The sequence below is a fragment of the Flavobacterium psychrotrophum genome, from assembly GCF_003403075.1.
Taxonomy (GTDB): domain Bacteria; phylum Bacteroidota; class Bacteroidia; order Flavobacteriales; family Flavobacteriaceae; genus Flavobacterium; species Flavobacterium psychrotrophum.
Window position 1 is genome coordinate 2,433,820 of record NZ_CP031557.1, and the last position, 20,008, is coordinate 2,453,827.

General features: G+C 42.0%; 16 protein-coding genes. 8 read left to right on the top strand and 8 right to left on the bottom strand.

Features of this window, described 5'->3' with window-relative positions:
- The first annotated feature begins 35 nt into the window (after positions 1 to 35).
- A complete protein-coding gene (locus tag DYH63_RS10520) occupies positions 36 to 1,046 on the top strand; it encodes a VOC family protein (protein ID WP_116788764.1) in 1,011 nt (336 codons plus the stop codon).
- A gap of 83 nt (positions 1,047 to 1,129) precedes the next feature.
- Here DYH63_RS10520 and DYH63_RS10525 read toward each other — a convergent pair whose 3' ends face one another.
- The gene (locus tag DYH63_RS10525; RefSeq protein ID WP_116788765.1) at positions 1,130 to 2,272 is read right to left on the bottom strand and encodes a methionine aminotransferase; all 1,143 of its coding nucleotides are present in this window, start codon (positions 2,270 to 2,272) and stop codon (positions 1,130 to 1,132) included.
- A 283-nt stretch (positions 2,273 to 2,555) separates the two neighbouring features.
- Here DYH63_RS10525 and DYH63_RS10530 point away from each other — a divergent pair, with 283 nt between their 5' ends.
- The 6 genes from DYH63_RS10530 (at position 2,556) to DYH63_RS10555 (ending at position 7,265) form a co-directional block, all read left to right on the top strand.
- Positions 2,556 to 2,921, top strand: a complete 366-nt coding sequence (locus tag DYH63_RS10530; RefSeq protein ID WP_116788766.1) for a YegP family protein — start codon at positions 2,556 to 2,558, stop codon at positions 2,919 to 2,921.
- Positions 2,922 to 3,010: 89 nt separating this feature from the next.
- Entirely contained in the window at positions 3,011 to 3,685 is a 675-nt protein-coding gene (locus DYH63_RS10535) for a DUF4919 domain-containing protein (protein WP_116788767.1), read from the top strand.
- 101 nt (positions 3,686 to 3,786) lie between these two features.
- Complete coding sequence (locus DYH63_RS10540; protein ID WP_116788768.1) at positions 3,787 to 4,464, top strand: DUF4919 domain-containing protein; 678 nt, start codon at positions 3,787 to 3,789, stop codon at positions 4,462 to 4,464.
- A gap of 110 nt (positions 4,465 to 4,574) precedes the next feature.
- A complete protein-coding gene (locus tag DYH63_RS10545; RefSeq protein WP_116790804.1) occupies positions 4,575 to 5,591 on the top strand; it encodes a DHH family phosphoesterase in 1,017 nt (338 codons plus the stop codon).
- The gene (gene gldI / locus DYH63_RS10550; RefSeq protein WP_116788769.1) at positions 5,591 to 6,151 is read left to right on the top strand and encodes a gliding motility-associated peptidyl-prolyl isomerase GldI; all 561 of its coding nucleotides are present in this window, start codon (positions 5,591 to 5,593) and stop codon (positions 6,149 to 6,151) included. Before DYH63_RS10545 ends, gldI begins: the two co-directional genes overlap by 1 nt.
- Positions 6,152 to 6,170: 19 nt before the next feature.
- Positions 6,171 to 7,265 carry a peptidylprolyl isomerase gene (locus tag DYH63_RS10555; protein ID WP_116788770.1) on the top strand — a complete coding sequence of 365 codons (1,095 nt, stop codon included), beginning with the start codon at positions 6,171 to 6,173 and terminating at the stop codon, positions 7,263 to 7,265.
- A 390-nt stretch (positions 7,266 to 7,655) separates the two neighbouring features.
- Here DYH63_RS10555 and DYH63_RS10560 read toward each other — a convergent pair whose 3' ends face one another.
- The 7 genes from DYH63_RS10560 to def all read right to left on the bottom strand — a co-directional run bounded on the left by DYH63_RS10560 (position 7,656) and on the right by def (position 17,613).
- A complete protein-coding gene (locus DYH63_RS10560) occupies positions 7,656 to 8,792 on the bottom strand; it encodes an acyltransferase family protein (RefSeq protein ID WP_116788771.1) in 1,137 nt (378 codons plus the stop codon).
- A 2-nt stretch (positions 8,793 to 8,794) separates the two neighbouring features.
- Positions 8,795 to 11,005 (bottom strand): glycoside hydrolase family 3 C-terminal domain-containing protein, encoded by a 2,211-nt coding sequence (locus tag DYH63_RS10565; RefSeq protein ID WP_116788772.1) that lies wholly within the window; start codon positions 11,003 to 11,005, stop codon positions 8,795 to 8,797.
- Between the two features lie 14 nt (positions 11,006 to 11,019).
- Positions 11,020 to 13,302, bottom strand: coding sequence for a beta-glucosidase BglX (bglX, locus tag DYH63_RS10570; RefSeq protein ID WP_116788773.1), 2,283 nt, complete (start codon positions 13,300 to 13,302; stop codon positions 11,020 to 11,022).
- A gap of 296 nt (positions 13,303 to 13,598) precedes the next feature.
- A complete protein-coding gene (gene susR / locus DYH63_RS10575) occupies positions 13,599 to 15,239 on the bottom strand; it encodes a SusR family glycan utilization regulator (RefSeq protein WP_116788774.1) in 1,641 nt (546 codons plus the stop codon).
- Positions 15,240 to 15,326: 87 nt separating this feature from the next.
- On the bottom strand, positions 15,327 to 16,340 hold the full coding sequence (locus DYH63_RS10580) for an LLM class flavin-dependent oxidoreductase (RefSeq protein ID WP_116788775.1): 1,014 nt from the start codon (positions 16,338 to 16,340) through the stop codon (positions 15,327 to 15,329).
- A gap of 162 nt (positions 16,341 to 16,502) precedes the next feature.
- Positions 16,503 to 16,952, bottom strand: a complete 450-nt coding sequence (locus tag DYH63_RS10585; RefSeq protein ID WP_116788776.1) for a DUF5606 family protein — start codon at positions 16,950 to 16,952, stop codon at positions 16,503 to 16,505.
- Positions 16,953 to 17,025: 73 nt separating this feature from the next.
- Positions 17,026 to 17,613 carry a peptide deformylase gene (def, locus tag DYH63_RS10590; RefSeq protein ID WP_116790805.1) on the bottom strand — a complete coding sequence of 196 codons (588 nt, stop codon included), beginning with the start codon at positions 17,611 to 17,613 and terminating at the stop codon, positions 17,026 to 17,028.
- Between the two features lie 171 nt (positions 17,614 to 17,784).
- Here def and DYH63_RS10595 point away from each other — a divergent pair, with 171 nt between their 5' ends.
- On the top strand, positions 17,785 to 20,007 hold the full coding sequence (locus DYH63_RS10595; RefSeq protein WP_116788777.1) for an FUSC family protein: 2,223 nt from the start codon (positions 17,785 to 17,787) through the stop codon (positions 20,005 to 20,007).
- The last annotated feature ends 1 nt before the right edge of the window (position 20,008 follow it).

Consider the following 20,008-nt stretch of genomic DNA (forward strand, 5'->3'; position numbering starts at 1 on the left):
AAAATATTTCATTCAACAACAATAAAATAAAAGTCATGATAACAAATCGTAATACTTCAAATCAAAAAGTACAGGCTTCTGCCATTGCCCTGCTTAACTTAGTAATGTTTTTCTCATCCTCAGAAAAGGCAACCGCGCAAAACGGTGCCGGAATTATTGGCATTGACCATGTGGGTATAAATGTGCCCGACCTTGCCACAGCCATACCTTTTTTTAGTAACGTGCTTGGTTTTACACCCGTAACTCAACTTGGCCCTATTCCGCTGGATGCAGCCTGGAAAAATCTTAACCATATTAATCCCAATACCGGGGCAGTAACTATAAAAATGATAAATGCGGGAACAGGCGCCAGCATTGAAGTTTTTCAGTATGCTGATAATAAGGGCAGCCGCATACAACCTAATGCCGATGATATTGGAGCATCGCACATAGCATTCTACACATCGGACATTAAGGCTACAGTAAGCCATCTTAAAAGCAAAGGTGTAAAAATACTGGGCGAACCTTTCCTTACCCCTTCTGGCGATACGGCAGGAGAAACATGGGTATATTTTGAAACCCCGTGGGGCTCTAAAATGGAACTTGTTTCGTATCCTGACGGCAAAGGCTATGAAAAAACAAGTCCTAAAACCGTGCTTTGGTCACCTAAAAATAGTACAATAGAAAAAGTGCCTGATGCTGCCAGCATGGATATCGAAAAAAATAAAGCACTGGTTGAAAAACACTTTGCACTATGGAATGAAAAAAATGCTGTAAAGCGTCTTGCCTTAATGCAGGAAATTTATGCTCCTGATATTGAGATGACTGACCGAAATTTTGTTGCCAATGGAAACAATGAGATCAACACATTTATTGTTGGCCTGCAACAAAAAAATCCCGATGCCGGGTTTGCAGTTAAATCAGTAACGGCACACCATAATATAGTACGGCTATACTGGGAGAATGGCCCAAAAGCAAACCCTGCTGCCGTAACAGGAATGGACCTCTTTGTCATTGAAAATGGCAAAGTACAAAAGCTGTATGTTTTTGTAGACGATGTTGAATAATTAAATTACCAAATACCCTAAACCGTGCCAACAGCAGGGTTTAGGGTATTTGCTAATATATACAAATGGTATTCTTAAATTTTTTAAAGTAGCTCCAGCCTTTTTGCAGCAGCCAGTAACACATCATCTGTCTTGGCAAAGCAAAAACGTATCAGCCTGTCATCCTGATGATCTGTATACAGACGGGAAACAGGTATTGCTGCCACGCCATATTCTTTAACCAGCCTTTCACAAAACGCAAGGTCGCCCTCGTCAGATATTGCCGAATAATCATATAACTGAAAATACGACCCCGGGCAGCTAAGCGGTTTAAACTTAGTAGTAGCCATAGCCTGCCTGAACAAATCGCGTTTTTGCTGGTAGAGTGTATTAAGGTTAAGATACTCATCACTTTCTGACAGGTACAGTGCAATGGCTTTTTGCAATGGGTGTGGTGTACTAAAAACCGAATTTTGGTGCACTTTTCTCAGTTCTGCAGTAAGCAGTGGCGGAGCAACGGCATAGCCTATCCTCCATCCTGTTATGTGTAGCGTTTTACCAAAGGAGTATACCGCAACGGTACGCTCCCTGAGTTCAGGATATTTGAGCGGGCTTTCGTGTACGGCACCATCAAAAACCATGTGTTCATACACTTCATCACTTAATATAATAATATTGGTACCTGCGGTAAGGCGTGCGAGTTCCTGCATATCTTCCCTGCTCATCAGCGCACCGGTGGGGTTGTTAGGTGTGCTAATGCAAATCATGCGTGTTTTTGGGGTAATGCACGCCGCCAGTTCTTGCCAGTCGATACTAAAATCGGGTGCTTTCATTTTATACACTACAGGCACACCCCCTACTACATCTATGGCAGGACGGTAACAATCGTAACCGGGCTCTATTATAATAACTTCATCTCCCGGCCATATAAAGGCAGTAATGGTATCAAATATCATTTCGGTAGCACCACAGCCTATGGTCACCTCGGTGTCAGGGTCAACGGCTACGTTAAAGCAGCATTGTATTTTTCTTGCTATTTCTTCGCGTAGCAGTGGCAGCCCGGGCATGGGTGCATACTGGCTTGTATTTTCAGAGAGGCATTTCGCTACCAGGTTTTTAAGCACTGCATCAGGCTCAAAATTAGGGAAACCCTGAGACAGGTTAATGGCATTATACTGGTTTGCGAGCCCGGACATATAAGAAAAGATGTGCGAATGTATGTAGGGTAGTTTTGATTTGAACTGCATAAGTGCGGGGTTAGTTTCTGTCCCGAAAATACAAATAAAACATTTACCATTTATTTTCTGTGCTAAGTAAAACCTAAGCCTTTTGTTGCTTACTGAGTAATAAACCGTTGCTGTAGCATTACATTTACCAAGCCCGTATTGTTAATAAATAAGCATCTTAAACGTTAGTTAAAGCCTTTTTACAAGTCTCAAATTTTAGTAGTTTTGCCCACTGAAACGAATGTGAAGAGCCGGGGGAATTACATTTCCGGAGTAATTTTTAAGGTTTAAAACATAGCGATATATGGGGATGTTTGTAATTAGCAAACGCGAAAACGGCGACTACAAGTTTGAATTTACATCCCGTAAGGGAACCATTATTTTTACCAGCATAAGCTGTAAAAACAAGTACGACTGCGAACGTATTATAGATGCTGTACGCGAAGACCTTACCTTATTTAAATTTACAAAAAACACCACTGTAGGCCGCAAGTTCTTTTTCAGGATATCGCGTGGCGGGCTTGTACTGGCTACCAGCCGCAGGTATTCTACAGAATTTAGTTTGCAAAAAGGCATTACCGAAATACACAAACAGGCGCCACTTGCAGAGACACTCGATTTTTCTGAAAATAGTTTTGCATTTCCTGATGCCGATGCTGTTTTTATCTAAGCACAGGATATTTAAAAAAGCGCACATCTTTACAGACAATAATCAGGTTATCAAAATTTTATGTAAATTTATGGTATAACCTATTCTTTATGAAAAAGCTGCTTTTCATGGCACTGCTTACAATAACGGTAAGCGCTGCCGCACAAACACAAGAACTATCAAAGCCTGATTATACCGGAATCGAAAAAAACATTAAGGATAAAACCTCTCAGTATTTTTATAAAAAGCTGTTTGCCCGCTTTACTACTGCCGATAGTACACTAACGCTGGAAGAGCGTCGACACCTGTATTATGGCTTTTCGTTTACCGAAAAATACAGTCCTTACAGCAGTAGCCCGAGTGGAGATGAATTAAAAAAACTGTTAGAGAAAGAGAATCTTACTAATAAAGAAATGCAAAAGGTGGTCTTGCTGGCCGGTAGGGAACTCGACCTTTATCCGTTTAACATCAGGATGCGTGAGTATCGCCAGTACTTCCTCAAAAAACTGGGCAAAAATGCTGATGCTGCCTTAGAAAATTCCCGTATCGAAATAATACTTGATGCCATACTCAGCACCGGAGACGGCACCAGTAAAGACAATGCTTTTTATGTAATAGAAGTAGGCAATGAATACCAATTGCTGGATATACTGGGTTTTGAATACGGTGGCGAGCAAAGCCTTGTAGAGGGGCGTTATGACTACCTTACACTCCAAAAAAATGCATATAATGTAGAGGGATTTTATTTTGATGTGAGCCGCAGCCTGCAAAGCATGCGGCATTAATGGTGTTAAACTAATGCTATAGTTGTACTAACGCTAAGCCAATTAAGTAAAACTTAAGGATAAGTAACTGTAACTTTATAAGTATAAAAAATGCAGGACTTATGAGAAAGATACTTACCTTACTGGCTTTCCTGATGGTATCAGGAACCACTTTTGCGCAACAAACCACTGCTCCTGATTATGCGCTTATCAAAAAAAATATTACTGATAAAACTTCAGACTACTACTACCCTAACCTTGTAGCACGCTATACAGCCGCCGATACCAGCATGACGCTGGAACAGCGCAGGCACCTGTATTATGGTACTGCAACTATAAATGCCAAAACAGACCGCAATGCCAGTACTGAGGCATTAAGAAAAATGAGCGAGTTACTTATGAAACCGGAACCAAGCCGCGATGACCTTGAGGCGGTACTTGATTATACCACCACGATACTGGCCTATGATCCTTATAGCATTACCATAAAACAATACCGCCAGTACTGCCTTAGAGAACTGGGGTATTACAAGCAGGCAATAGCCGAAAGGGCACAAACAGAAATTATTGTAGATGCCATACTTAGCAGCGGCGACGGCAGCACTGTAGATAATACAATACACGTTGTAAGCCAGGAAACCGAGTTTGAAATAGTACACCTCTTAGGCTTTGAACCCGAAGGTGACGAATATGCCACGAATGGACAGGTAGATTATATAACTTTAGGAAAAAACGCTTACGGCAAGCCCGGGCTTTATTTTGAAGTTCCCCAGCAGTCTAAACAGCTTACCGGCCTCTAAGCCGGATATTTTTGCCCGAAGCCCGCCTGCTCACAGCGGGCTTCTTTTATTATAGGTGGTAAACTGGCACAAAATTGGCTATAGAAGGAAAAAAACGTAAATTCGCACCCATGATGACACGCGAAGATATCGATACGGTAAAGCAGCTGCTTACCGCGCCTAAAAAAATAGCCATAATTCCGCACCGCAACCCCGATGGCGATGCTATGGGTTCTACCCTTGGGCTATACCACTTTTTACAGCAAATGGGCCATACGCCCGTGGTTATTACACCAAATGAGTTTCCTGATTTTCTTGCATTTCTTCCGTCTAGCGAAACCGTAAAGGTTTTTGAACGCGATATAGATGGTTGTACCAAATTATTACAGGAAGCTGAGCTTGTTTTTACACTAGATTTTAATACCCTTAGCCGTACAGGAGATTGTATGGCCGCGGCACTTAAAAATCTTACCGTGCCGTTTGTAATGATAGACCACCACCAGGCGCCAGATACCTATGCCGTAGTAACATTTAGCGATACAAGCTTTGGCTCTACCTGCGAAATGGTGTACCATTTTATACAGCAGCTGGGCGAAAGCCAATATATAAACAAAACCGTAGGCACCTGCCTGTATACCGGTATTGTTACAGATTCCGGTTCTTTCCGTTTTCACACTACTACCGGCACTACGCACCGCATAGTTGCTGAGTTTATTGACCTTGGGGTAGATAACAGCGCCATACACAGCCTGCTGTATGACAACCATTCGCAAAGCCGCATAAAAATTCTGGCAAAATCGCTTCAAAATATGCAGGTACTGCCACAATTTCATACTTCGTATATGTTTCTTACGCAGGAAGATCTTAATAGCTTTGGGCACAACAAGGGCGATACAGAGGGCATTGTTAATTACGGACTTAGCATGAAAGGCATTTGTTTTACTGCCTTTTTTACCGAAAATAAAGATGAAGGCATCATTAAGATATCATTCCGTTCTAAAGATGGTTTTGATGTAAATAAATATGCCCGCGAACATTTTAGCGGCGGAGGCCACATCAATGCAGCGGGAGGTAAAAGCACTGAATCTCTTGATGCTACCATACAAAAATTTATTGCTACATTAGCGCACATAAAAATTGAAGGATAATGAAAAAGATTTTAAGCACCGCTATGATACTTGCAGCGCTTAGCCTTGCAGGCTGTTCTCAGCAGCAGGCACGCAGGCCGGTATCACAAAGCTCTGGTACTTTTATGAAAGAGAGCATTGAGCGCAATAAAAAGCTGATCGCTAATGAGGAACAGCAAATAGATTCGGTAATGAAAAGTAATCCTTCTGTAAAATATACAGCTTCGACAAAGGGCTACTGGTACTATTACCAAAAAGAAAATACTACAGATACCATAACACCAAAACGCGGCGATATTGCTTATTTTGAGTATGATATAAAAGATGTAAAGGGTAACGTTATTTATAGCCAGACAGAACTGCGCCCGCAGGTGTACCATGTAGATAAGCAAAACATAATGATGGGCCTTAGAGATGGCATTAAGCTAATGAATAAGGGAGAAACGGTTACTTTCATGTTTCCGTCGCACATGGGCTTTGGTTATCATGGCGATAACGACCGAATAGGCACAAATGTGCCGTTAATATGCACCGTAACGCTTAATGACATTAAGCCGGAAAGTGAAGCACAAGAGAATTAATATAATATAAATGAAACCAATGACAAGTCTTTTTTTAGGTTTAATAGCCCTGTTTACATCATGCGTTAGCACGCCTCCGGCTAAGATAGATGCCGACAAATTAAATGATGGCCTGTATGCTGAAATGGTTACCAATAAAGGAACCATACTTTTACAACTGGAATACCAAAAAACGCCACTTACTGTAGCTAACTTTGTTACCCTTGCTGAAGGCAAGAACGAAATGGTAAGTGCAGAATATAAAGGAAAGAAATTTTATAACGGCCTTACATGGCACCGTGTTATTAAAGATTTTATGATACAGGGCGGCGACCCTAAAGGCGATGGCTCTGGCGGGCCGGGCTATAAATTTGCCGATGAAATAAATGCCGACCTTAAGCACACCGGCCCCGGCATATTAAGTATGGCTAATGCAGGCCCTGCAACTAACGGAAGCCAGTTTTTTATTACCCATAAAGCTACACCGCACCTGGATGGTATACACACTGTTTTTGGACATGTGGTTCAGGGTATTGAGGTTGTAAACGCCATAGAGCAGGGTGATAAAATTGAAAGCGTAAAAATTATCCGTGTGGGTAAAGAGGCTAAGAAATTTAATGCCGAAAAAGTATTTAAAGAATACTATGAGAAAGCTGCTGCCGAACTGAAAGCTAAAGAAGCTGCACTTGCAAAACATAAAGCTGACAAGCTTGCTGAATTTGCCGACCTTAAAACAAATGGTACTAAAACACAATCAGGCCTTATTTATAAGATTACTAAAAAAGGTGCTGCTGCAAAACCTGCAGATGGTACACAGGTACTTATAGATTATTCTGGCTACCTGGAAGATGGTTACCTTTTTGACTCAAGTGTGGCGCAAACGGCTAAAGATATGGGCAACTACATTGCACAAAAAGATGCTGCCGGCGCTTATAAGCCAATTCCTTTTAGCATTGGTACAAAAAGCGGAATGATCCCGGGCTTTTTAGAAGGTCTTGAGCAAATGGCTCCTGGTGATGAAGCTATAATTTACATCCCATCGCACCTTGGCTACGGAGAACGTGGCGCACCAAGGGGCAAAATTCCGGGCAATGCTAACCTGGTGTTTGAACTAAGAATGCTACCCGCAAATTAGATTTTTTGAATAATCAGATTTTTCAAAAATCCGGTTACCAAATATAAAAAAGAGGATTCTGTATAATACAGAATCCTCTTTTTAGTTTGTACTGACAAGCTCTAATATCCTGTCAATCTTTTAACTTATAAACATATCTACCCAGCGGCACTTTGCTTTCTGTTTATGATAGCTATAATAGCTTCGAAATTAAGGCTAATCTATATTCATAAATGGCATAAGAGAGTTCAACTATTTTTCTCTCGCTAAGGGAGCATTAAGTCGCAAATTTAGTAGCTCGGCTTTTCTGTATGACATTTAAACCATTGGAATAAATAAACGCTTTAAACATAAAAATACCCTGCACCACAAAAGTGGGCAGGGTATTAAATAAAAACTGAGAACTTATTTTTATCGCTTTAGTAAACGTGTAGTAAGCCATTTTCGTACCGGGGCATCATAAAGTTTAAGTGCCGCATAAGCTGCTACTATTGATACTATGAATACCAGTATCCCCATGGGCCAGGCATCTTCGGTTGCTACATTATTATTCTGTATCCAGGCATAATACAAATAAATCCAGGCATAGTGCGTAATGTATATAGGATATGAAATATCTCCCAAAAACCTGCAAACCTTTTGCATTGCAGTATTTTCTATCCTGCCACTTGCCCCTATGTATATAATTACAGGGAACATCAGTATAATAGCCAAAGAATCATAAATACCATTCATCCAAAGGTTATCGCTGCCACCCACGCGAGGGAAGGCAAGCACAGCGGCAATTAACAGGCTGCTCCACAAAAAGGCGTTCTTAACATTTCCGCCTTTATAAAGCCTCCTGAGTAACATACCCGCTAAAAACGGGAATGATAGCCTGGTTAAGCCCAGCCTTATCTGAGCGATATCTAAAGACCAGCCGCCTATAACATCTCCCTGGCCGCCAAATACGGCAAAGTGTACCAGCGCAGCCCCTGCAATTACTGTAAGAATGGTAAGCACGGTATTAGATGCCTTTCTTAAAAACAGGGCATAACAAATATTAGCTACGTATTCGTAAAAGAGCGACCAAGCAGGCCCGTTAGTAGGATACATTTCTCCCCAGCCCCTTATATCAAGCGCAGCCGTTACAGGAAGTAACGTAAACCCTATAACAGTTACCAATAACAGCTTCCACACCGGGGTGCTTTCTATAGCCGGAAACATGGCTGCCGCGCTCGGATAAAAACAGATACCACCTATAAGCATACCCATAATAATCATGGGGTGCAGCCTGATGATCCTGCGTTTAAAAAACCCTTTTAATGTCATTTTACCCCAACGGTCATCATAGGCATGTACAATTACAAACCCCGATAGCAGGAAGAAAAAGTCTACCGCCAGGTAACCATGGTTAATGATTTGTTTGGTATGGTCTCCACCTGCAAAATATTCAAATATGTGAAATGCCACCACAATAACTGCGGCAACACCCCTAAGGCCATCCAGTATTTCAAAATGCTTTTTAGAATCCGGAAAAACCGCTTCTGTTGAGGCTACGCTGTTCATTATTACTTAAGGGTAAATGTTGCAGTACCTTTTACATCCTGAGATGAAGCACCTATAATAGCCTGGAAATCGCCCGGCTCTGCTACCCACTCATGTTTTTTATCGTCAAAAAAGCTAAGTGCCGTTTTATCAATGGTAAAGGTTACCGTTTTTTCTTCGCCTGCTTTAAGGTTTACTTTTTCAAATCCTTTAAGTTCTTTTACCGGTCTTGGTAATGATGATTTTACGTCGGCTATATATAATTGCACAATCTCAGCACCTTCGCGCTTGCCTGTGTTTTTTACTTTAACAGATACCGTTACTTTACCATCTTTAGTAACCTGCTTTTTATCCAGAGTTACAGCGCCGTACTTAAATGTTGTATAGCTAAGTCCGTGTCCAAATGGAAACAATGGTTTTATCTTTTTGTTCTCATGCCAACGGTAGCCTACAAAAATGCCTTCGGTATAGTTTACGTCTTTAGTACCCGGAAACTCTCCTACCGAATGTGCAGGATTATCACTAAGTTTTACAGGGAAACTAAATGTAAGCTTGCCCGATGGGTTAACATCGCCAAAAAGCACTGCTGCAAGCGCATTACCTGCTTCTGTACCTAAATACCAGCCCTGCACTATTGATGGCACCTGCGTTACAAATGGCATAGCCACCGCATTACCGGATATGTTTACAAACACAAGGTTCTTATTAACTTTAGCCAGTGCGCTTATTAGGTCGCTTTGGTTATATGGCAGGTCTAGCTCTTTACGGTCGCGGCCTTCGCTATCCTGAAAATCGCTCTTGTTAAGACCACCTACAAAAATTACCACATCGGCACCTTTAGCCGCATTTAATGCTTCAGCCTTTAGTTCTGCTGCAGAACGGGTTTCTTTCAGGTTCTGCCCAGATACCACACCGTTATAGTCGCCACTGGCATCGCCCACATAACCACGAACGTATACTACCTCAGCATCTTTACCTACCCTGTTTTTTATTCCGTCAAGCGGAGAAACTTCATATTTTGCTTTAAGCGAAGAGCTACCGCCACCCACAGTCATCATCTTAATGGCATTTTCGCCAATAACCACGATCTTTTTGCTTTTGTTTACATCAACCGGTAGCACATTGCCTGTGTTTTTAAGCAGTACAATACCTTCTTCAGCAATCTTTCTTCCCGCAAGGGCGTGTTCCTGTGTACCAAAAGAACCATACGGCCTGTTTGGGTTCATGGTAGTGCGGTAGGCAAGGCGCATAATGTTGCGCACCTTCTCGTCAAGTTCTTTAGTACCCACTTCTCCGGATTGTATCATCCTCAGGTAAGGATTTGCCAGGTAGTAACGATCATATACATTTTTTTCTCCTTTAGAAAGACCATCTGTCCAGGTACCAAACTCCATGTCAAGCCCATTAAATATTGCTTGCTTGGTATCGTTAGCCCCACCCCAGTCGGCCACTACAACACCGTTAAAACCCCACTCCTTGCGCAGGATGTCCTGTAGCAGGTACTCGTTATGGCAATTGTACTGGTTACGGTATTTGTTGTAAGAACCCATTATAGCCCAGGCATCACCTTCCTGCACAGCTGCTTTAAAGGCAGGCAGGTAAATTTCGTATAAAGCACGGTCGTCTACATTAACGTTTACCGTGTGGCGGTTTGTTTCCTGGTTATTAAGAGCAAAGTGTTTAACACAGGCGGCAACACCACTACCCTGTACACCTTTGATATACGGTACAACCATTTGCCCGGCAAGGAAAGGATCTTCGCCCATGTACTCAAAGTTACGGCCGTTTAACGGGCTGCGGTAAATATTTACACCGGGGCCTAATAGTACATTCTTATTACGGTAACGGGCTTCTTCGCCAATGCTTTTACCATATAGTGCAGACATTTCCCTGTTCCATGTAGCTGATAAAGCCGTTAGTGCCGGGAATGCGATACAAGAGTCGTTATTCCAGCCGGCCTGGTCCCACTCATCCCACAACACTTCAGAGCGTATACCGTGAGGACCATCGGTCATCCAGTTTTCAGGGATACCAAGCCTTGGCACGCCCGGCGAACTGAATTTAGACTGTGCGTGTATCATGGCTATCTTTTCTTCAACCGTCATTTTAGAGACTGCATCTTCTATGCGCTCCTCTACAGGCTTAGAATTATCCAGGTATACCGGGAGTTTTTGCTGCCCGTTTACCGTGGCTACTATACAAAGTACGCCCAGGGTAATAAGTTTTTTTATCATTTGTATCTATTGTTTTATTTGAGGTTAAAGTTAATGTTCTTTACGCTGTCGCTGCTTGTACCTATCATCAGCTGGAATTCACCAGGCTCGCTTGCATACTCCAGGTTTGAGTTATAAAATTTAAGCAGGTCTTCAGTTATTTTAAAGGTAACGGTTTTAGATTCGCCTGCTTTAAGCACTATCTTTTCAAAGCCCTTAAGCTCTTTTACCGGTCTTGATATGCTGGCAACAAGATCTCTTATATACAGCTGCACTACTTCGGCACCGTCTTTTTTACCTGTGTTTTTAACGGTTACTGTTGCGGTTATATCATTGCCTTTAGCCATTTTATTGCTGCTCAATGTTATATCGCTATATTCAAAAGTAGTATAACTTAACCCGTAACCAAACGGATACAGCGGTGCGTTCTTCTCATCCATGTAATTGCTCCTGAATTTTTCAAAGCCTTTATCAGATGCCGGCCTGCCTGTATTAAGGTGGTTATAGTACAACGGAATTTGCGCTACACTCCTTGGGAAAGTTGAAACCAGTTTACCACTAGGGTTTACATCGCCAAACACCACATCTGCAATAGCCTGTGCAGCCTCTGTACCACCAAACCATACATTAAGAATAGACGGCACATTTTCCTGCTCCCAAACAAGCGTCATGGGGCGGCCTGCAAAAAGAACCAATACCACCGGCTTACCGGTTTGCAGCAGTTTTGCCAGCAACCTTTTTTGTACCTCCGGTATGCCAATATCAGTACGGCTGCTTGATTCGCCACTCATTTCAGAAGCTTCGCCCATAGCCGCAACAATAACATCGGCTTTAGAGGCAATGTCAAGGGCTTCTTTAGTCAGTTCTTCCTCTGTCCTGTTATCACGCGGAATATCCCTGCCAAACATCGTGGCATCCTGCTGCATTTTAGCATCTGCCAAAAGGTTAGATCCTACCGCATATAGTATTTTAGCTTCTTTGCCTCCTACTTCTTTTAAACCCTCAACAAGTGTTAGTGGTTTTTCAAGTTTGGCAGCCACACTCCAGGTACCTACCATGTTTGAGCCTGAATTAGCCAATGGGCCTATAACAGCAATGGTTTTTTTACGATCTATCGGCAGTATATTACCTTCGTTTTTAAGCAGTACAAAACTTTGTGAAGCCGTTTTTCTTGCTGCAGCCCTGTGTTCTTTATTATAAATTTCTTTTTTGGCTCTTTTATCATCGCAAAATTTATACGGATCTTTAAAAAGCCCAAGCCTGTATTTTGCCTCCAGTATACGGCGGCACGCCTGGTCTATTTGTGCTTCCGTTACTTTGCCTTCTTTTAGGGAAGCAGGCAGTGTACCCACAAATCCTTCGGCTACCATATCCATATCAAGGCCTGCCTTAAGCGCCAGTACCGATGCCTGTTGCAAATCGCCCAGGCCATGGCTGGTAATTTCGCCCACACCCTGATAATCGGCTACTGTAAAGCCCTGAAAATCCCATTGCTTACGCAGCACATCTGTAAGCAGCCACTTATTAGCGTGTGCTGGCACTGCATCTACCACGTTAAAAGATGCCATAACACTAGCTACCCCCTGCTCTACAGCAGCTTTATACGGGTAAAAATATTCGTTGTACATCCTTACATGGCTCATATCTGCAGTATTATAATCACGACCCGCTTCTCCTGCACCATAAAGCGCAAAGTGCTTTACACAGGCAAGTATATTTGAGTTTTGAGAAAATGAATTGTCTTTGCCCTGGTAACCCCTAACCATAGCTTTGGCAATCTGGCCTCCAAGGAACGGGTCTTCACCACTACCTTCAGACACACGGCCCCAACGCGGGTCTCGGGCAATATCTACCATAGGGCTAAACGTCCAGTTAATACCATCAGCGCTGGCCTCTTTAGCGGCAATCTGGGCAGATTGCTCTATGGCATTCATATCCCAGGTACAGGCGATGCCTAATGGGATAGGAAAAACCGACTCATACCCGTGTATTACATCCATACCAAACAGCATGGGAATTTTCATGCGGCTCTCAGTTACGGCTATTCGTTGTATCTCTTTTATCTTGGCAACACCTTTAATATTGAACATACCCCCTACCTGGCCTTTGCGTATTTTATCGGCAATGCCACTATTGCTGCCAAGGCCTGTAATAATGTCGCCTTCGCTGGGTAAGTTAAGCTGCCCTATTTTTTCTTCTACCGTCATTTTGCTCATCAGGTTGTTGATGAACGCATCCATTTTCGGGTCTTTTGGTGCCTGTGCCTTTAGCGATATCGCCGAGGCAGCCACCAATAATAATGTTACAATTTTTTTCATTTTATTTATTTTGTGTCGTTAGCCCTCTTGCCATGAAGGCTCTTTAATTGAATGTAAAACTAAAACGATATAGTAGCATTACAATACCCTATATTGTAAAATGTAGATGATTTTGTCACACAACTTATTGATTTACTTAATTTTAAAGAAAAAGAAGACAATAAAAAAGTAGGGAAATACAGGCGTTTATGTAGAAGATTAAACTGTATTTTATAACAACAAACACTTCATCATTTGCTATACAAAAAATACACAAAATACTAAAAAACAAATACTTATCACATTTTAGATGCTTTTTACGCTATACTACTGCCAACTCCTATCTTATCGATTTTCGATTCAAATTCTTCACGTGGTACGGCTGCCTTATTACGCACTTTTGTACGGTAATTATATATGGTACTAATAGAGTATCTGAGGAAAGAAGCAATCTTAACGCTGTCTGTAATGCCTAATCTTTCCAACGCAAAAATGCGGAGTTCAGTATTTAAAATTTCGCCTTCGCGAAGTACAATCTGTTCCTGCGGAATGAGCATTGCATTAAATTCATCTACAAATGTGGGGTACAGATTTACAAAGATCATATCGAAATTTTTGTACAGTCCCTGCAACTCATCGTCGGTAAAATCTGTTGACTTCAAAATTTTTGACAGCTCGTCAAACTGTTTGCTTACGGCTTTTTTATTGAGCATTCTTCGATACTCCTCGAGCTTGTTTATGTAAGACGAACATATGTCAAAAAATTGCGCAATGTATTCTTCCTTAACACGGTTAGCTTCGTGCAACTGATCATTAAAATCTTTAAGACTGTCATTAGCCAATAAAATATCGGCGTTAAGCAATTGTAGCTGCTTACCGGAAAGTGAAAGTTCTTCCTTTATCTTAGAGACTCTTTTCATCTGGCGGTACACATACACAATGGCTATTGCCAAAAATACTGTCAACACACTAATAAGCACAAGGTAGCCTTCGAGCTTGCTCCTGCCATTTGCTTCTTTTTCCTGGTAGGCAGCGTTAATGATCGAATAAAACTCAGACATCATGAGCGTACGGAACTTTACGTTACAAAACACAGCATCTTCGAGTGCAGAACGGGCATACTTGTAAGAAAGGTCAATTTTACCTGAATAGTAGTAATATATGGCCAGGTTTTGCATGGCACCGTGGTCTTTAATACCATTTTCTATATCAGTTATGGCAGCGCGTGTATAATACTCCAGCCCTTTGTCTTCATTTTTTTGCAGCATATATACATCTCCCAAAAGGTAGACAAACATGGCATAATCAGCTTGTTGCTTTTTAGATTTAGCCATCAGCCCGTAAAGTAGTTTTTCGGCTTTAGCCAGGTCTTTTTTGTAGATGTAGCGTTGCGCGAGGTTGATGCTGTACTTCGCCGAGCTTTTATCAAGCACCGCAATTAACGAATCGCGATACACTTCTATTTGCTTTTTGTAATATTCGCCGGTATTGTTAGTGGTATAATGCTCATAGAACTGGCTATAAAACTCATAATACAGGGCTTTAATATCTGTAGGCAGTGTTTTACTTTTAATACCTTTCAGCAATGCCTGTGCCTCCAGAAAACTACCGGCAGAAGAATATAAGTTGGCCTGTTGTATTTGGGTCTTTTGTTTACGGTATGGGTCTTTTAATAATTCGGCTATCTCTAAATTGCGGTTGATATAAAATTGCGCCGAGTCGATCCTGAATTTACGGTACTCGCCATATAGCTTTTCGTTAAGCATATACTCTTCCTGCCGTGAAACATCGCCTGTTAATGACAGCTTGTAAGCAGCAATACGCCTTTCTTTAAGGTTAACATATTGCTGCTTATTTTTAATAGCTGCATCAAGTTTATTTAAAAGCGAATCGCTAACACCACAATAGCCGTGCAGGCCGGTTAAGAAAGCGATAAGTGTATATAAAAAGTTTTTCAAGTAGATAGATGTCTGGTTGTAAGCAAAGATAACAAATACGGCATATTCTCAAAATTATCATTTTGCATTACATTATCCTTATATATGCTATGCGTTATTTATTTCATCCATAATTTCTGCTACAATACTGTAAGACTTAACCCGCTCCTTATGACCATAAATATTAGAAACCACCATAAGCTCGTCTACACCCGTACGGTCTAAGAAATCCTTTATCTGCTTACTTACAGCTTCTTTCCTGCCAACAAAAGAATACTTTAACATATCGCGTACCGATGGATTGTGTTGTACCATCATCAGATCATCTGTCATGGGCATGGGTGGCTGCAGGTGCTCGCGCTGCCCCGTTAATACGCCTATAAACATACGAAGCAATGAGGTAAAATTCTCCTCGGCTTCTTCATCCGTATCGGCAGCAATCACGTTTATGCCAGCCATGGTGTAAGGCTTATCAAGATATTGCGATGGCTTAAACTCCCTGCGGTATATTTCGAGCGCATCAAACAGTAACGATGTAGCAAAGTGGCTTGCAAAAACATAGGGTAATCCCATTTTAGCAGCCAGATGAGCGCTATCTGTACTTGACCCCAATATGTAAATAGGCACATCTACACCTTCGGCCACTGTGGCGCGCACCTGGGCATTTGCATTATCTTCAGATAAATACTGCTGTATCTGGGCTACCTCGCCGGGAAAGTTGTTTACCGCCTGCATCCGGTCAGACCGTATAGCGTGAGCGGTAACCTGGTCTGTTCCCGGAGCACGGCCAAGGCCAAGGTCGATACGTCCGGGGTAAAGGTTGCCTAGCGTGCCGAACTGCTCTGCAACAATAAGCGATGAATGGTTAGGCAGCATTATGCCGCCTGAGCCAACCCTTATAGTTTTAGTACCTCCTGCAATGTAGCCTATAAGTACTGATGTAGCCGAACTGGCAATACTGATCGTGTTGTGGTGTTCTGCCAGCCAAAAGCGCTTATAGCCCATAGCTTCGGTTTTCTGTGCAAGGTCAAGGCTGTTTTTAAATGTATCGTTAACGGTAGTACCTTCTGATATAAACGCCAGTTCTAAGAGCGAATAGGCAATGTTTTTTTTAGTCTCCATAAGTAATCTTGGCAGGAATGGAAATATTTGATATTTATCATTCCCTTAAAGCTGCCGCAGCAACTTTAAATTTTTGAATTAATATAATATATACCAAAAGTAAAAAATCCTGCTGCCAATTAAGGCAACAGGATCAATTATATAAACTAAGACCGTATATTTTTATTCTTCGGCCTTTACAACTTCTTCAGCAGGAGCTTCTACAGTTTCTGTAGCGGCAACAACTTCTTCTTTGCTTACAAGGCCTTTTGCCTGTAGCATACCATACCAGTTAAGTATTTTTTTAATGTCAGACGCGTATACCCTGTCTTCGTCAAATTCAGGAAGTACTTCCCTGAAATAGCTTTCAAGTTTAGCGTTGTCTTCTTTGTGAGAAAGCGCAGGGCCATTATCTTCTTTTACAGCAATAGCACGTAATACCTCTGCCAGGCGAATCTCACCATTATAAGTATATACAGATATTTCAGAAAGAAGGCTTACGTTACTCCTAAGGCCTACTGTTATTTTTTTACCGTCTAAAAGCGATTCAGCAACAAAGCCGGTACGTGTTTGCAATTTCAGTTCATAAAGTCCCGGCTTGCCCGAGATAGCTAATATTTTTTCGATGCTCATTATGCAGTATTTTTAAATCCAGTGTTTTTTATAAGGTTGGCAAATATCTAATCTTTGGTTTTAAAATCAAAAATTATCTGCCTTTTTTGGCAATAAATTTCATTTTATAGTCAGGCCTTGTCTTGCCTTCCATAATATTCTGAAGTTTCTTGTTTATTAAACGCTTTTTTAGCGAAGATAGTCTGTCTGTAAACAAAATTCCCTCAATATGATCGTATTCATGTTGTATAACCCTGGCTATCAAACCATCATAAACATCAGTATGTTTATTAAAATCTTCATCAAAATATTCTATGGTAATGCGCTCGTGGCGGTATACATCTTCACGCACTTCGGGTATACTAAGGCAGCCTTCATTAAAGCCCCATTCTTCGCCCTCTTCTTTAGTAATAACAGGGTTTATAAATGTTTTTTTAAACGTAGACAATAGCTCCTGCTCTTCTTTAACAAGATCTTCGTCTTCGCTAAAAGGGCGGGTATCTATAATAAACAGGCGTATGGCAAGGCCTACCTGCGGTGCCGCAAGGCCCACACCATAAGCATTATACATAGTTTCGTACATATCAGCAATTATTTGCTTAAGGTTAAGATAGTCCTTTGGTATTTCTACACCTTTTTTGCGCAAAACCGGGTCGCCATATCCTATAATGGGTAGTATCATAATCGTTGTTTCATTTGCCGGTATGTGTCGCATACCTCCTGTTAAGCCGCAAAAATAATAAATAAAATGCTATTAAGCACCATTGAATTAAATGCTAAATTTTTGTGAGAATTAACCGTATATTACTGTATTCAAAATCGCAATGTTTACCTTTGGCCATTATCAACAGGCATGATACAACGCGTAAGGCAGTTTATTGAAAACACCTATTTTACCCGGGCACTTATTGTTACGGCAGCGGCTTCATTGCCTGTGGTGATATTAGGAAAACTTGGTTTTTTTGACGCCGGCCTTACCATAGCTATAGGTGCTTTTCTTACCTACCCTGCCGATATTCCCAGTACGTTAAAACACCGTGCAAGAGGGCTGCTTAGCGCTGCCGTTATAATATCGGGCTCTACACTACTGCTCAACCTGTTGCACCCCTACCCCTGGCTTTTTTACCCATTAATGACGGCATTGGTCTTCCTGCTCTCAATGATATCGGTATACGGGCAGCGCGCTACCATGCTTGCCTTCTCTGGCCTGCTGGCAATAGCGTTAGGTACAGGGCATATACATACCGGCGAAGAAATTTTTTCTTACTCCGGCTTAGTATTGCTAGGATCGTTATTTTACATTACCCTCTCGCTGCTGTTCAACTTCCTGAACCCGCACCGCTATGCCGAGCTTCAGGTTGCAGACTGCCTTAAGCTTACCGCCAAGTACATGAAGCTGCGGGGCGACCTTTGGGATGCCAATGCCGACCGCGAGGCCATTGTAAGCAAACAGCTGCACCTACAGGTAGAAATAAACACTACCCACGAAAACCTGCGCGAGGTACTGATACGCAGCCACAGCAACGCCGGCAGCAGTAACCGCAGCCGTAAAATGCTGATGGTTTTTATTTCGCTTATGGAGATATTAGAGTTAGCCTTGTCAACCTCTTTTGACCACAGTACATTACTGCAAAAATTTGGTGCACACTCTAAGGTAATGTCTACCTACCAAAACCTGGCATACAACCTGGGTGCTACCCTGAAAAAAATTGGCAAAAGCCTTGAAAACCGTAAGCAGTATGTACCGAAACACAACCTTACCGCCGACCTTGAAGCGCTTGAAAAAGCAATAACCGAATATGAAGAGCAACTGGGCAAAGAGGCCGCTGCCGAAGGAGTCTGGATGCTGCTTAACATGGTGCACTATGCCGAGAAGCAGATAGAAAAGATAAAAACCATAGAACGCGCCTTTACCCAAAACATAATTTATAAAGACCTGGGTGCAAACCGTGGCCGCGACCTCGAAAAATTCCTGACCCCAGAAGATTATCCGTGGCGCACCCTTAGAGAGAACCTTACGTTTTCGAGTACCATTTTCAGGCATTCGCTACGCATAACCATTACCATAGTTATAGGTTTTGCTATAGGGCTAATATTTCCGTTCCAAAATGTGTACTGGATATTGCTCACCATAATAGTTATTATGCGACCTGGGTACGGCCTTACTAAACAGCGTTCTTACCAGCGTATTATTGGCACTGTGGCGGGTGGTATTATTGCTTTTGCTTTTTTAAGTTTTGTGCACCAGCCGGTAATAATTGGCACACTGGTTATAGTGTGTATGCTGCTGGGCTTTACCTTCACGGCTATTAACTATAGCGTGGGTGCCACTTTTGTAACCATGTATGTAATATTTTTATACGGGTTGCTAACGCCTGATATTGGGCAGGTATTGCAATACCGCTTTATAGATACAGCAATGGGGGCAATACTGGCGTTTATAGGTAATTACTTTTTTTGGCCGTCGTGGGAGTTTATGAATATGCCCCAATACATTAAAAAGTCTATTGAAGCCAACCGCGATTACCTTAATGAGATATCGCGATATTATAACCAAAAAGGCACTGTTACTACAGGATACCGCCTTGCCCGTAAAAATGCTTTTGTGGCACTGGGCAACCTGATGCAGAGTTATCAGCGTATGGCGCAGGAACCTAAGAGCAAACAAAAGCAGCAACAGCAGGTGTATAAAATAGCGGTGCTAAACCATACGTTGCTATCATCTCTGGCATCTTTAGGCACCTATATACAATCTCACAAAACCTATAAGGCTAGCGAAGCTTTTAATGTGGTGGTAAATACCGTTATTAAAAACCTGGAGCACGCTATTGCACTTATGGCTATGGATGTACAGGCCGAAGAAGCACAACAGGCACAAAACGAAGAGCTGGCACTGCGTTTTACCGAACTAAAAAACATAAGGGCACGCGAGCTTCGTGAAACACACATAGATAACGAAGATGAGTTTCGCCTTAAGATGGAAGAAGCGCACCTTGTTATAGAGCAGCTGATATGGCTGCACAGCCTATCTGAACGTGTGGTGCGTGCCGTAAGGAAACTGGAAGTGGGTAAGTAAT